We start from the raw sequence: 13,329 nt of genomic DNA, 5'->3' as shown, positions 1-13,329 counted from the left end.
ATTGTTCGCACAGCGAAATCTGAAAGAGTCCATATAAATGGGTAACTATTTCACCAACTGGAATTACCCCACCGCCATGCGTGTCGGTCCCGGTCGCATTAGTGAGTTGCCGCACTTGTGCCGGGAGATGGGCATGGCCACGCCTCTGCTGGTTACCGACCCGGGCCTGGCGGCGCTGCCGATGCTTCAGGGCATTGTGGAAAACTGTCTGGTGGCCGGGTTACCGCTGACGGTATTCAGCGAGATCAAGGGGAACCCCACCGGCACCAATGTGAGCGATGGGGTCGCTACCTTCAAGGCGCACGGTTGTGATGGCGTGATCGCACTGGGGGGCGGTTCTGCATTGGATGCGGGAAAGGCCATTGCCTTGATGGTGGGGCAGACACACCCCATCTGGGCATTTGAGGATGTGGGGGACAATTACCTCAAGGTAAATGCCCAGGGGATGGTGCCGGTGATTGCCGTGCCTACCACCGCCGGAACCGGCTCTGAAGTGGGTCGCTCCTCGGTAATTACCGACGAACAGGCCAGACTGAAGAAAATCATTTTCCACCCGCGCATGCTGCCGGCCATCGTGCTGCTCGACCCGGAACTCACCCTCGGGTTGCCGGCCCCGATCACCGCAGCCACTGGCATGGATGCGCTGTCGCATAATCTTGAAGCCTTCTGTGCGAACAATTTCCACCCCATGGCAGAAGCAATCGCGCTGGAGGCCATGCGCCTGATCCACGTGTATCTGCCGCGGGCGGTGGCCGACGGCAACGACCTCGAGGCCCGCATGCAAATGCTGGTGGCCTCCAGCATGGGTGCCACCGCGTTTCAGCGTGGGCTCGGTGCCATGCACGCGCTGGCCCATCCGCTCGGTGCACTGTTTGACAAGCACCACGGGCTGCTCAATGCCATCCTGATGCCCTACGTGCTGGCCGCCAATCGCGTGGCCATCGAAGAACCCATGAGCCGGCTGTCCCGTTACCTGGCACTGCCCAGCGCCGGCTACCAGGGCGTGCTGGACTGGGTTCTATTCCTGCGGCGCGACCTGGGTATTCCCCACAGCCTAGGGGAAATCGGCATCGACGAAGAAGACGCCGATCGGGTCGCGCAAATGGCTGTGCAGGACCCTTCGGCTGCGAGTAATCCGTTGCCATTTTCAGCGGATAAGTATCGGGAAGTGTTTATCGCGGCCTGCCGGGGCTCAATCGAATGACGTGTTTGGGTGAGAAGGTCTGTCGAAACTTGCCTGCAGATTCGATATTTCCTGCTGAACGGCCAGCCTGTGTGTGCGCGAAAAGCCGGGCTGCTCAGATTGCAGCGCATACCAGAGTACTGACAGGTAGCGATAAATTTTCTGCCAGTGGTTCAGCCTGGAAAGTTCCGCGTGGGTTGGCGGGCGCTGCAAATATTCACAGAGTAGTAAGCGCTGACGCGACAGGTTAAGAGCGTAACCTTGCACAATTGTTGCGAGATCGAAAAACGGATCGCCGGTGGCGGCGTACTCCCAGTCAATCGCCTTAATATGTCCGCTATGATCCATAAACAGGTTGGCGGGCAGTAAATCGTTGTGGCAGAGGCACCTGCTGTTGGGCTGCGCGTGGGTTTGCTCGAGCAGTGGTTGCATGCATTGGTGCAGCCTGGAAAGCTCAAGAAAAAAGGCAGAATTTTGGGCGATAGACTGCCAGTACTGGTGGGCCTTGCTGGCGATGTTCAACTGGGTTGGAATCGTCGGTAGCCGGTGAATCTGCCGCAGAAATTGCGCGAGCTCGGCAATGTGTGTGGATTGAGAGAGTTCGAGCTGATTTCCCTCGATAAAACCCGTGACGATGAAGCGATAATCCGCGTCGACGTAGATCAATGGGGCACACAGATTCTGATCACTTGCCAGTCGCAGCGCGTTTGCTTCAGCCGCCCGATTCAGGTCCAGGGCGTCGGAGTTCGCTGCGTTGATACGCAGCACCATTTTTTGTCCGCTGGCGTCAATCAAAAAACTCGTGTTGGTCAGCCCGCCCTCCAGCGCCTTAATACATTGCGCTGGGGTATCGCTCCAGTGGCGCCACTCTGTGGCGAGCAGTCGCTCTGCCTCCGCCCTCATGCGGTAACTGCCTGCTCCTGAGCGTCGTGTTGTTGCTGGTACAGCCGGTACCACTGTATAAAGCCGATAATCACCAGAACCACATACAGCACAAACAGCAGGGCGGTGAGATAGAGTTCGCGGTCAATGTACAGATAGATGGCGGCGCCATCGATGACAATCCAGTAGAGCCAGTTCTCCAGTACCTTGCGGGTCACCATATAGGTGGTAACCACGGCGCCCCAGGTCGTGAATGAATCCAGGTAGGGCAGCACGGCACTGGTGTATTGGTCGAGCAGGTAGCCGAACACCAGGGTAAGCACACCGATGGCGGCGAAGGCGCTCAGGTGCATGGTGGCCGACCAGCGGTGAATATGCAGTGTTTTGCCGTCACTCTTCCGATGTCGCCACTGCCACCAGCCATAGATGGCCATCAGCAGATAAAAAATCTGCAGGGCGGATTCCATCAGCAAACTGACATCCCAGAACAGGAACAGGTAAATTGCGGTGCTGGCGAAGGCGGCGTACCAGCACAGGATGTTTTCCCGCATGGCCAGTAGCAGGTAGGCGAGCGCCAACAGCACCGCCGCCACTTCCCACAGGGTCATGGCCGCGTAGGCGCTGGCGATGGCTTCGTGGATTTCCGGGCTGAGCATGGATCAGAGTCCGATATTCGGGTTCAGGTCGCCGTCGATAAATTTGCACACGAAAATCGCGCGCCCGAACTGCTCCCAGGACTTGCGCATTTCCGCTTTCAGCACATCCATTACCACATCGTAATCACCAAATACCTGGGTGCTCATGGTGTTAGAGATCACCTGTAGTTGCGGCTGTTCGTTCAGCCGCTGGATAAAATCCTTGATGGCCGGAATGTACTCGTCTTTCAGCGGGTACATGCTGATTTCTACGGAGAGTTGCATATCAAGGGACCTGTTTTCGCGAGTGGTATTTATCTGAATCGGGGCGGTGCCGCTACCGGCACCTTCACCGCAAGTTCATTACATCAAAATGTATAGCTGCCGGAGATGCCCGCCGTGCGTGGTTCACCCAGCTGGTAGTAGGCTTCCGGCGCGTAGCCATTGGCCGGGTTGTTGCCAAACTGGTTGCTGAAATAGAAGCCGCGGGTGTACACCAACTCATCGGTGAGGTTTCTGCCCCACAGGGAGACATGCCAGCGGTCCTCGCGGTAGGTCAGCTTCGCATTGACCAGCTCGTAGGCGGTGGACTTCTCGTTGTGGCTGTTGGAAAAATAGAAGTCGTCCTTGCCCTCCAGTTCCACGCGCGCCGTGAGGTTGCTGCTCAGCGCGTATTCCGCACCGGTAAAGAACTGGTAATTCGGCGCGTGGGCCAGGTCGCGGCCGTCGAGGTTTACCGGCGGAAGCGCTTCACCGGTGGAGTCATCCCGTGCATCCACATGTGCGGCGGTAACGAAATCATCGAACTCGGCGTTCAGCCAGCCGAAGGTGGCGAATAGCTGCAGGGCTTCGGATGCCTGGAACTGGAACTCGGCTTCGATACCGCTGCTGTATCCACCCGCGGCGTTGGTCAGGTAGTCGTCGAAGGAGAAATCGTCCGGGTTGAAGATGGACTGTTTGGCCTGGACGTCGCTGCGGTCCTGATAAAAGGCCGCCAGCTGCGCCTGCAATCGGTTTTCCAGCCAGTCGCCTTTTATGCCCAGCTCGTAGTTCAGCATGCTTTCGGTGTCGAACAGGTAGGTATCTTCCCCGATGGCAGGGTTGTTCGCGGACGCCGAGATAATCCGTCCGTTCACACCACCCGCCTTGTAGCCGCGCGACAGGGTGCCGTAGAGCATGGTGCTGTCGGTCGCGCTGAATTGCAGGGTGATATTGCCACCCCACAGGCTTTCGTCGTTGCGATTGGCCACCTGCAGATTGTCACTGTAGTCCGCGCGGCGCTGCTCCAGGCGCAGGCCGGTAATCAGTTCAACGCGCGCGCCCAGGGCGGTATTCAACTGCCCGTAAAGCGCGGCATTGTCGGTGTCGAACTGACTGGTGAAACTGGCGTTGCGTTCGAGCCCTTCTTCTTCGGTGCGTAAATATACCCCGGCCACCCAGTCGGTGCTGCCACCGAACAGGCGGCTCTCGTCGGTGGAGACCAGGCGCACGTCGGCACTCAGGTTGTCGCGCTCGCGCTGGTAGTTATCGGTGGAGCTGTATTCCCAGGGGTGGAAGCCCACGTAGGTCCAGTCTTCGTCGTAGCCGTATTCGGTGTCGGAACTGGCGGCGCTCAGTACAGACTTGACGGTGAACAGCGGGCTGCCACTCCAGGTTGTGCTGACCGCGCCGGCGAGGGTTTGCTGGCGGTCCCAGCCGGGCTGGTCGGAGAGGGTATTGCGGGAGTTGTCGAAACTAAAGGCGTCGTAGCCGTTGTCCGCATCCAGGTAAAGCAGGGTGAAATCCAGCTGCAGGTCATCGCTGGCCTGATAGCGCAACTTGCCGCGCGCCACGGTCTCGTCGATGTTGTTGGTGTCTTTGCGGTTCAGGTAACGGTTGTGCACGTAGCCGTCAGACTGCTGGTTCTGGACCGCGAAGCGGTAGCCCAGCTGCTCGGACAGCGGGCCGCTGGTGACGGCGGACAGGGTGTGGGAGCCGTAGCGGGCGGCTTCTGCGGAGACTTTTGTATAGTTCTCGGCGGTCGGCGCGTGACTGGTCATGCTGACCAGACCGGCCAGGGCGTTCGCACCGTATACCGTGCCCTGGGGGCCGCGCAGGATTTCTACCTGCTGCATGTCGAGGGTGCTGGCGGCGAGGCCCAGGCCGGTAAAGTCGATACCGTCGACGATCAGGCCCACGGAGGGATTGACCGGGTCGATAAACTGGCTGCGCTCACCAATACCGCGAATCTGCACAAAGCGGCCCCGGGAGGCACCGCTGGAGAAGTTCACGTTCGGGGCCAGGTTCAGCAGTTGCTCCAGGTTGGTGGCGCCGCGGGTTTCGATGGCGCTGGCATCCAGCACGCTGACACTGGTGGGAGTATCGAACTGGCCGGCCGCGCGCAGCTGGCCGGTAACTACCACCTCCTCGAGGGCGGTTTCGGCCAGAGTGGCACTGCTGGTCATTGCGACGGCAAGGCCGATCGCCCGGGCAAGCGGTTGGATATTGGATTTGCTGCGGTTATCGATATTCATGGCTCTCTCAGTGATGTCAGTGATGTCGGTGAGAGACCCGGTGCGCGACGTGAAGAGGAGAGCTGGAGGACTACCTATTCCTACGCCGGTATTAGCCGGATCAGGTTCAAGGGTTTGCGGGGCCGGGTCGTTTGGAACCGGCAGCATCTCAGGCATTTGCCACCCCTTAGGTTTTACCGGCGCGATGCTATCAGATATACGTTGGCACAGGAACTGCGGCGGGGCCGCGCGGGTTATCTGGCTGGTGGGCAGAGCCGATTCGTTGTGATGGTTGCAGCGGGCATGACGGTACTGGCTGTGCCAGGTCTTTATCACACAACGGTTTTTTTTAGCTGGCTGGATTTGCTAGGCGGCAGATTCCTTTACACTGCGGACTCTTATCCAATGTACTGGAGCCTGTATGAGTCAGCCCGATGCAAATTCCTGGCTGGAAACCCTGCCCGAAGCCTTCCTCGCGTACCTGAACGGGCGCCGTCTGGACGAGGTGGAGTGCATAGTCCCGGATCTGAACGGTATGTCCCGCGGCAAAGCGATGCCGCTGAACAAGTTCTCGCCGGATGCACCGATTTTCCTGCCCATCTCCATTTTCTACCAGACCATTACCGGTCAGGACGTGGAGATGGCGATTGAAAACCAGTGGGCGGAAAGTGATATGGCGCTGGTCGCGGACATGTCCACCGCCATGGCGGTGCCCTGGGCGAAGACCCCGGCGCTGCAGATCATTCACGACCTGCAGGATCTCGACGGCAACCCCATTCCCTGCGCGCCGCGCAATGTGCTGAAGCGGGTAATTGGCATGTATCGGGAGCGCGGCTGGCAGCCGATTGTGGCTCCGGAACTGGAGTTTTACCTGACCCGTCCGAACGTGGACCCCAATGAGCCGATCCAGCCGCCGGTGGGACGCAACGGCCGTTCGGGTACATCGCTGCAGTCGTACTCCATGACCGCGATCGACGAGTACGGCCCGGTGATCGACACCATTTACGAATTTGCCGAGGCCGCCGGCCTGCATATCGATTCGGTGATTCAGGAAGATGGTGCCGGGCAGGTGGAGTTCAACCTGACCCACGGCGACCCGCTGCTGCTGGCGGACCAGGTGTTTTACTTCAAGCGCATCATCCGCGAGGCGGCACTAAAAAACGGCATGTTCGCCACCTTTATGGCCAAGCCTATGCGCGACCAGCCCGGTAGCGCCATGCATATTCACCAGAGCGTGGTGGATATCGAGACCGGCAAAAACGTGTTCTCCGCGGACGACGGCAGTGCTTCGGACCTGTTCCGCTATTTTATCGGCGGCACCCAGAAGCATATGCGGGAAGTGATGCCGTTTATCGCCCCGAATGTGAACTCCTATCGACGTTTTGAATCCGAGGCGAACTCCAGTGCGCCCACCAATATCGGCTGGGGCTACGACAACCGTGCCACCGGGCTGCGTGTCCCCAATTCCGGCGCTCAGGATCGCCGTCTGGAAAACCGGGTGGTGGGGGTGGATTCCAACCCGTATCTGGCGATTGCCGCCAGTCTGGTATGTGGCTATCTCGGCATGATCAACGGTGTCGAGCCCAGTGCCCCGGCCGCGTCGGAACTCAATGAGGAGCAGGAAGATAATTTCTATATTCCGCTGACCTTCGACGAGGCGCTGCGGATCTTTGACGATGCGGACGAGTTGCGTCAGGCCCTGGGTGAAGAATTCTGCCAGCTGTATGCGGCAGTGAAGTACGAGGAAATGCGCCTGTTCCATCGGGAGATTTCCCCCTGGGAGCGCCAGCACCTGTTGTTGAATGTGTAGAGGCTCAGCCCTGCGGAGGGCTGAGCCTGTCCCGCTCTGACAGAAGCACGCGCCCCAGTTCTTTGATCGGCGGTGCCCGCTCGGCTAATGCTGGCAGCAGCTGGCGGGCCGCAAATACCGTCAGGTGGTCGTCGTCCCGGTAAAGGAGTTTGCCGTCGATGGCGATTTGACAGTTGTCGTCGCACATCATTTCTCGCGGGTTCAGTGTATAGACGCCATGGCGTTCAGCTACCAGGTCGATCACCTTGTCGGCCTGCCGGTGCCGTTTTTCCACACGGCTGACTGGGGGTCCTGCGCCGAGAGCGCTTCCGCCAAAGGCCGCTCTGGCCAGAGCGGCCGGAACGGAGTGGTCAATTTCAGGGACGCCCTTGATCAGCACCACCTGCCGTCCGGTGGCGCGAATGGCTGCGACCGTGCGGTCGAGTGCATCAGCAACCATTGCTGCTCTGCGGGTTTCCGTTGCCTGCGTGGCCCAGCTGGGGATGGGGCTAGTCCGGGTCGCAACAGGCTCCAGCAGCATGTCGTCACCGCCCTCGGGGCGGGTTCCTTCGCTCGCCATTGCCCAGCGCGCGGCCAGCACAACGACGGGGAGGTCTTCCCTTGTCTGCAACAGCGACAGCGCCTGATCATTGAATTGGTCACAGCTGTGCGAGCGGGACTTGTCCGGTCGGTACAGCCCGAGTAACGGTGGGCAGCCGGATTTGAGCGCCGCCATGCCGATGGATTTCTTTTCTGTGTGCAGCCGGTCAAAGCCCGGGAGCCAGGCCGCAGCATGAGAATCTCCCCACAAGAAAACGCCGTTTTTTTGTGAGCGATCGAGGGGATCCTGGCCGATCGAGCACAGATTTGCCGCGGGAGATTTCTCCATGCAGCGCTCCTGACGGTCGATTCCGCTGAACGCCTGCTGGTAGGTGGCAAGATAAGGATCTGGCAAACGGAGTGGAAAGCCGTCGTACGTCTTGATGGTCGCGCCGATGCCAACGAGCAACAGGGACGAGGCCAAGGAGAACCTTACCAGCTGGGGGCGGGGTACCTTGGCTGCCCGGCCACCGCGAAATGGCTGTTCGATATATTTCCAGCTGGCCCAGGCAATAAGCAGGGAAAGCGCCACCGCAAACAGCGCAACAGTTGTCGGGAGGTGGGCGCTGCCTTGCAGCAGACGCAGGCCCACCAGCACCGGCCAGTGCCACAGGTACAGCGAGTAGGAAATCAGTCCGATACCGACGAGCAGGCGGTTGCCGAGCACTCGGGAAACCCGGTTGCCCGGGGCTTCACCGGCCCATATCAGGGCCACAGCACCCAGTACGGGCAATAGCGCTGCCGTTCCGGGGAAGGGGGTTTGTGAGTCGTACAGGAACACGCCGCTGGTGATCATCAGCAGCCCGGCGAGGGCAATAAACTCGGCCGTACTGCGCTGCTGCAACTTCGGCAGGGCGCCCATGGCAAGCAGGGCGCCGGCACCCAGTTCCCACATCCGTGCAGGCGTTAGGAAGTAGGCCGCTGTGGGCGCGGTCCGGGTTTGCCACACGGCGAAAAGTAGTGAAGCCACGGTCGCGATGGCGACCCCAGTGAGCATGCGGGCTCGAGGCCCGCGGGCCAACAGGCACAGCAGCAGAGGAAAGCCCAGGTAGAACTGCTCCTCAACCGACAGGGACCAGGTGTGCAACAGCGGCTCCCACTCCGCGGCCGTGCCAAAGTAGTCCTCGGTGCTGCGCAAAAACCAGACGTTGGAAAGAAACAGCACGGCCGCGATCAGCGAGCGGCCCAAAGCACCAAAGGCATCTGGTGGCATCAGCAGCCAGCCGGCGACCACGCAGGCCAGCATCATCGCAAACAGTGCGGGCAGGATCCGGCGGGCGCGGCGTTCGTAGAAGCTCGCCAGGGAGAATTCACCGCTGGTGACTTCCCGGATCAGGATACTGGTGATCAGAAATCCGGATATGACGAAAAATACATCGACGCCGATAAAGCCGCCGGAAAAGCCCGGGAGGCCCGCATGGCCAAGTACTACCGGCAATACTGCCAGAGCCCGCAGGCCGTCGATATCCGGGCGGTAACCATTGATTTGCTTGTTGCCAGCCAATTGAATAATGTCCCGCAAATTCACTTCATTCAGGGTAAAACGGTGCGTCTCTGGCGCCCTTTCGGCACAGACGCGGAGGCGCGCAATTCTACCACCTTGCGGTATGGAAATACGTGCGCCGGGTGACGGGAGTGTGAACCTGTGCAGCTCGCCAGGGGGGGGAGGAAGAGGGGTAGGAAGTGGACGAGGAGAAGGAGAAGGAGAGGGAGGAGAAGGCGCCCTGGGCCTGATGGCGGCCCGGGGCGGGAAGTCACACCTTATACGGCGAAGCTGTCACTCAGTTTCTTCTCCACCAGCGCTTTCTTCAGGCGTGCGTACTGCGGAATGCCGTTTTTGTAGGGCGGGTAGTCTTCCCCCTGAATGAGGGGTTCGAGATAGTTGCGTCCGGCCTCGGTGATGCCAAAGCCGTCCTCGGAAATAAATTCCTTGGGCATGAACTTCTCGACATTCGCCACTTCGGCCAGGGGTGCCTCGCCAATGGTCCAGCTGTAATCTGCGGTGGTGGTGCCATTGCGTTCGATGGTGGGCATGATGGCATTTTTGCCGGCAACCGCCGCTTCCACCGCGGCCTTGCCCACGGCGTAGGCTTGCTCCACGTCGGTGGCAGACGCAATGTGGCGTGCTGCCCGCTGCAGGTAGTCGGCCAGGGCCCAGTGGTATTTGAAGCCCAGCTCGTCCTTCACCATTTTCGCCAGGGTGGGCGCGACACCGCCCAGCTGTTTGTGGCCAAAAGCATCCACACTGCCGGCGTCGGCGAGGAAGGTGCCATCGGCGTACTGGGCGCCCTCAGAGGCGACGATCACGCAGTAGCCCTTGTCGGCAACAGTCTGCTGTACCTTGGCCAGGAACTTTTCTTTGTCGAAGGCCACTTCCGGCAGCAGGATGATGTGCGGGGCATCGCCTTCCTGTTCCTGGGCCAGGGCGCCGGCGGCGGCAATCCAGCCCGCGTGGCGACCCATGACTTCCACGATGAATACCTTGGTCGAGGTGGCGCACATAGAGGCCACGTCGAGGGCGGCTTCCTTGGTGGAAACGGCCACATACTTGGCCACGGAGCCAAAGCCCGGGCTGTTGTCGGTAAACGGCAGGTCGTTGTCCACCGTCTTCGGGATATGAATGGCCTGGATCGGGTAGCCCATCTTTTCCGACAGCTGGGAGATCTTGAGGCAGGTGTCGGCGGAGTCGCCGCCACCGTTATAGAAGAAGTAGCCGATATCGTGGGCCTTGAACACCTCGATCAGGCGCTCGTATTCGGCGCGGTTCTGCTCCAGGCACTTCAGTTTGTAGCGGCAGGAGCCAAAGGCACCGGATGGGGTGTGGCGCAGGGCAGCGATGGTCTCGGTGGATTCCTGGCTGACATCGATCAGCTCTTCCTTGAGGGCACCCACAATACCGTTGAGGCCGGCGTACACCTTGCCAATCTTGTCGCCGTGCTGGCGGGCAGTCTCGATGACTCCGCAGGCGGAGGCGTTGATAACGGCGGTAACGCCGCCGGATTGCGCGTAAAAGGCATTCTTCTTCGACATGTCTATCCTATGGCTTCTCGTCTAAAGTCACCCTCGGCGTGGGGGTGGTGCAGGCGGGTGGCTCTTGACGGCTACCTCACGCGGCGCGAAGTCTAATGTATTCCCATGGCAATTGCATGGAATTGCGGGCCTTCGACACGTACTGCGGCGAAGTGCCGTGATAAGCTTGCGCGGCGTCGGTATTTCAGGCGCTGCGGGCGATCCCGGCCATTGACAGGGAAGCAAGCAAAAAGCGCGCCGAGCCACAGGGATTGTCGAAAATTTGCCCGCCGTTGGAGAATGATTGCGTGAACAGCCGGTCCACTGAGAGGCCGGTGCGGGTGGTGGTAATCGCACGTATTGGTAGTGAACAGAGTGAACAAATTGGCATGCATATTCATATTCTAGGCATCTGCGGCACTTTCATGGGTAGCCTGGCGCAGCTGGCGGTGGCCGAGGGCCACAAGGTCACGGGCTCCGATGCCAATGTGTATCCGCCCATGAGTACCCAGCTGGAGCGTGCCGGGATCGCCCTGACCGAAGGCTACGATCCCGCACAGCTGGATCCGGCGCCCGACCTGGTGATTATTGGCAACGCCCTGTCGCGGGGAAATCCCGCGGTAGAGGCGGTACTGGAGAAGGGGCTGGCCTATACCTCCGGTGCGCAGTGGTTGTGCGATCATTTCCTGGGTGGGCGCTGGGTACTCGCGGTAGCCGGCACCCACGGCAAGACCACCACCGCCAGCATGCTGGCCTGGGTACTGGACTATGCGGGCATGGACCCGGGGTTCCTGATTGGCGGGGTGCCGCAAAACTTTGATGTGTCGGCGCGCTTGGGCAGCACGCCTTTTTTTGTGGTCGAAGCCGACGAGTACGACACCGCCTTTTTTGACAAGCGCTCCAAGTTTGTCCATTACCGCCCGCGCACGCTGGTGATCAACAATCTGGAGTTTGATCACGCGGACATTTTTGAAGACCTGGCCGCGATCCAGAAACAGTTCCATCACCTGGTGCGCACGGTGCCCGGCAGCGGCCTGGTGATCGCCGCTCAGGAAGATGCCGTGACCCAGGTGCTGGAACAGGGTTGCTGGAGCGAAGTGCAGCGCTTTGACGTGGCACAGGGCGAGCGCCCGTGTATGGGAGACTGGTGCGCGGTGAATGTGGCCGCGGACGGCAGTCGCTTCGATGTGCAGCTGCAGGGCAGCACCGTGGGCACCGTGGAGTGGGATCAGACCGGGTTGCACAGCGTCAAGAACGGCCTTGCGGTGATGGCGGCCGCCCGTCACGTCGGGGTCGAGCCGGCGGTGGCCGCCGAAGCATTGGGCAAGTTTGGCGGTGTGAAGCGGCGCATGGAGTGCCTGGGAGAAGTTCAGGGCATACGGCTCTACGATGACTTTGCCCACCACCCCACCGCCATTGAAACCACACTTAACGGACTGCGCGCCAAGGTCGGTGGCGATCGAGTCATCGCATTGATTGAACCGCGATCCAATACCATGCGTATGGGGCACCACCAGAATCAGTTGGCGCGCGCCTGCGCGGGGGCGGATCTCGTGCTCTGGTACCAGCCAGAGGGTATGGACTGGTCACTGGACGAAGTGGTCCACCATTCCACGGTGCCGGCGAAGGTTCTCCACAGTATCGACGCTGCGGTAGAATCCGTGCTCGACCTGTCAGGCCCCGGTAGTCACGTGATCGTGATGAGTAACGGTGGCTTTGGTGGTGTGCACCAGCGGCTGCTGCAGGCGCTGCAACAGAAATACGACAACTAACCCCACGTTCGGGCGGACACGGAATCTTTTTTTGGCTGAGCCGATTTTTCCCAAGACAGTAACCCTGGCGATCACCGGTGCCTCCGGCGCCCAGTACGGACTGCGCCTGTTGCAGTGCCTGCTGGCGTCGCGCGTGCGGGTATGGCTGCTTCTTTCCGATGCCGCACGTATTGTGATTGACACGGAAACCAGTGTGTCCCTGCCGGAAGACGAAGCCGATACGGCGCGTTTTCTGGGTGAGTTGTACGGCGCCCAGCCGGGGCAGTTGACCTTGTTCGGCAAGCGCGACTGGTTCTCGCCCGTGGCATCTGGCACCGGTGCCGCCAGCAGTCTGGTGATCTGCCCGGCGAGCGGCGGCACCCTGTCGGCGATTGCCTGCGGTGCTTCCAACAACCTGGTTGAGCGTGCGGCGGATGTCGCGCTGAAAGAGCGCCGACAATTGATCCTGGTGCCGCGCGAGGCGCCGTATTCGGAAATTCACCTGGAGAATATGCTGAAGCTCACCCGCATGGGCGCGGTGATCCTGCCGGCGAGCCCGGGCTTTTACCAGAAGCCTCAGTCGGTGGAAGACCTGGTAGATTTTGTGGTGGCCCGCATCCTGAGCCAGCTGGGCGTTGAGCAATCATTGCTGCCAGCCTGGGGGAGCAGCTGAGTGCAACCCGTGATGCAAAAGACGGTCACCATTCATTACTGCGTGCAGTGCAACTGGATGTTGCGCGCGACCTGGATGGCGCAGGAGCTGCTGTACACCTTTGCCGAAGACCTGGAACAGGTGGTGCTGAAGCCCGGTAGTGGCGGTGTCTTTGAAATCCATGTGGGCGACCAGCTGATCTGGGAGCGCAAGCGGGATGGTGGCTTTCCCGGGCCAAAAGCGTTGAAGCAAAAAGTGCGTGACGTACTTTTTCCCGAGCGTGATCTGGGCCATGTGGATAAGTCATCGTGATTTCCCAGAACAAACTTGCACCGT

General features: G+C 60.2%; 11 protein-coding genes and 1 riboswitch. Of the genes, 5 read left to right on the top strand and 6 right to left on the bottom strand.

The window, feature by feature from the left end; genetic code table 11:
* Positions 1 to 37: 37 nt before the first annotated feature.
* Positions 38 to 1,204: an iron-containing alcohol dehydrogenase gene (locus AU182_RS14150; protein ID WP_066966537.1), complete on the top strand. Its 1,167-nt coding sequence runs from the start codon at positions 38 to 40 to the stop codon at positions 1,202 to 1,204.
* Here AU182_RS14150 and AU182_RS14145 read toward each other — a convergent pair.
* The 4 genes from AU182_RS14145 to AU182_RS14130 all read right to left on the bottom strand — a co-directional run bounded on the left by AU182_RS14145 (position 1,193) and on the right by AU182_RS14130 (position 5,213).
* A complete protein-coding gene (locus AU182_RS14145; RefSeq protein WP_066966534.1) occupies positions 1,193 to 2,086 on the bottom strand; it encodes a choline kinase family protein in 894 nt (297 codons plus the stop codon). The genes AU182_RS14150 and AU182_RS14145 overlap by 12 nt on opposite strands.
* The gene (pnuC, locus tag AU182_RS14140; protein ID WP_066966531.1) at positions 2,083 to 2,721 is read right to left on the bottom strand and encodes a nicotinamide riboside transporter PnuC; all 639 of its coding nucleotides are present in this window, start codon (positions 2,719 to 2,721) and stop codon (positions 2,083 to 2,085) included. The genes AU182_RS14145 and pnuC overlap by 4 nt, the downstream gene beginning before the upstream one ends.
* Positions 2,722 to 2,724: 3 nt before the next feature.
* Positions 2,725 to 2,985: a YkoF family thiamine/hydroxymethylpyrimidine-binding protein gene (locus tag AU182_RS14135; RefSeq protein WP_066966529.1), complete on the bottom strand. Its 261-nt coding sequence runs from the start codon at positions 2,983 to 2,985 to the stop codon at positions 2,725 to 2,727.
* Between the two features lie 83 nt (positions 2,986 to 3,068).
* Positions 3,069 to 5,213 (bottom strand): TonB-dependent receptor, encoded by a 2,145-nt coding sequence (locus AU182_RS14130; protein ID WP_066966526.1) that lies wholly within the window; start codon positions 5,211 to 5,213, stop codon positions 3,069 to 3,071.
* 60 nt (positions 5,214 to 5,273) lie between these two features.
* Positions 5,274 to 5,390, bottom strand: a riboswitch (TPP riboswitch).
* 223 nt (positions 5,391 to 5,613) lie between these two features.
* Here AU182_RS14130 and AU182_RS14125 point away from each other — a divergent pair.
* Positions 5,614 to 7,002 (top strand): glutamine synthetase family protein, encoded by a 1,389-nt coding sequence (locus tag AU182_RS14125; protein WP_066966522.1) that lies wholly within the window; start codon positions 5,614 to 5,616, stop codon positions 7,000 to 7,002.
* Positions 7,003 to 7,006: 4 nt separating this feature from the next.
* Here the strand turns inward: AU182_RS14125 and AU182_RS14120 are convergent, their stop codons facing one another.
* Together AU182_RS14120 and AU182_RS14115 are read right to left on the bottom strand one after the other, a co-directional pair.
* Positions 7,007 to 9,085 carry an acyltransferase family protein gene (locus AU182_RS14120; RefSeq protein ID WP_193754352.1) on the bottom strand — a complete coding sequence of 693 codons (2,079 nt, stop codon included), beginning with the start codon at positions 9,083 to 9,085 and terminating at the stop codon, positions 7,007 to 7,009.
* A 257-nt stretch (positions 9,086 to 9,342) separates the two neighbouring features.
* A complete protein-coding gene (locus AU182_RS14115; RefSeq protein WP_066966520.1) occupies positions 9,343 to 10,611 on the bottom strand; it encodes a 6-phosphofructokinase in 1,269 nt (422 codons plus the stop codon).
* 368 nt (positions 10,612 to 10,979) lie between these two features.
* Between AU182_RS14115 and mpl the strand changes: the two genes are divergently transcribed.
* The 3 genes from mpl to AU182_RS14100 are packed head-to-tail and all read left to right on the top strand — an operon-like array spanning position 10,980 to position 13,305.
* Positions 10,980 to 12,362 (top strand): UDP-N-acetylmuramate:L-alanyl-gamma-D-glutamyl-meso-diaminopimelate ligase, encoded by a 1,383-nt coding sequence (mpl, locus tag AU182_RS14110; RefSeq protein WP_066968185.1) that lies wholly within the window; start codon positions 10,980 to 10,982, stop codon positions 12,360 to 12,362.
* A gap of 31 nt (positions 12,363 to 12,393) precedes the next feature.
* A complete protein-coding gene (locus AU182_RS14105; RefSeq protein ID WP_066966517.1) occupies positions 12,394 to 13,014 on the top strand; it encodes a flavin prenyltransferase UbiX in 621 nt (206 codons plus the stop codon).
* Positions 13,015 to 13,026: 12 nt separating this feature from the next.
* Entirely contained in the window at positions 13,027 to 13,305 is a 279-nt protein-coding gene (locus AU182_RS14100) for a SelT/SelW/SelH family protein (protein WP_066966514.1), read from the top strand.
* The last annotated feature ends 24 nt before the right edge of the window (positions 13,306 to 13,329 follow it).

Source organism: Microbulbifer sp. Q7 (genome assembly GCF_001639145.1).
In the GTDB taxonomy this organism is placed as follows: domain Bacteria; phylum Pseudomonadota; class Gammaproteobacteria; order Pseudomonadales; family Cellvibrionaceae; genus Microbulbifer.
Note: the sequence above shows the minus strand (reverse complement) of the source record. Positions and strands in the feature narration are given on the sequence as shown.

Excerpts from the sequence above, each read along its gene's own strand:
- AU182_RS14150 (WP_066966537.1), top strand. The coding sequence starts at position 38 with ATGGGTAACTATTTCACCAACTGGAATTACCCCACCGCCATGCGTGTC.
- AU182_RS14145 (WP_066966534.1), bottom strand. The coding sequence starts at position 2,086 with ATGAGGGCGGAGGCAGAGCGACTGCTCGCCACAGAGTGGCGCCACTGG.
- pnuC (WP_066966531.1), bottom strand. The coding sequence starts at position 2,721 with ATGCTCAGCCCGGAAATCCACGAAGCCATCGCCAGCGCCTACGCGGCC.
- AU182_RS14135 (WP_066966529.1), bottom strand. The coding sequence starts at position 2,985 with ATGCAACTCTCCGTAGAAATCAGCATGTACCCGCTGAAAGACGAGTAC.
- AU182_RS14130 (WP_066966526.1), bottom strand. The coding sequence starts at position 5,213 with ATGAATATCGATAACCGCAGCAAATCCAATATCCAACCGCTTGCCCGG.
- AU182_RS14125 (WP_066966522.1), top strand. The coding sequence starts at position 5,614 with ATGAGTCAGCCCGATGCAAATTCCTGGCTGGAAACCCTGCCCGAAGCC.
- AU182_RS14115 (WP_066966520.1), bottom strand. The coding sequence starts at position 10,611 with ATGTCGAAGAAGAATGCCTTTTACGCGCAATCCGGCGGCGTTACCGCC.
- mpl (WP_066968185.1), top strand. The coding sequence starts at position 10,980 with ATGCATATTCATATTCTAGGCATCTGCGGCACTTTCATGGGTAGCCTG.
- AU182_RS14100 (WP_066966514.1), top strand. The coding sequence starts at position 13,027 with ATGCAAAAGACGGTCACCATTCATTACTGCGTGCAGTGCAACTGGATG.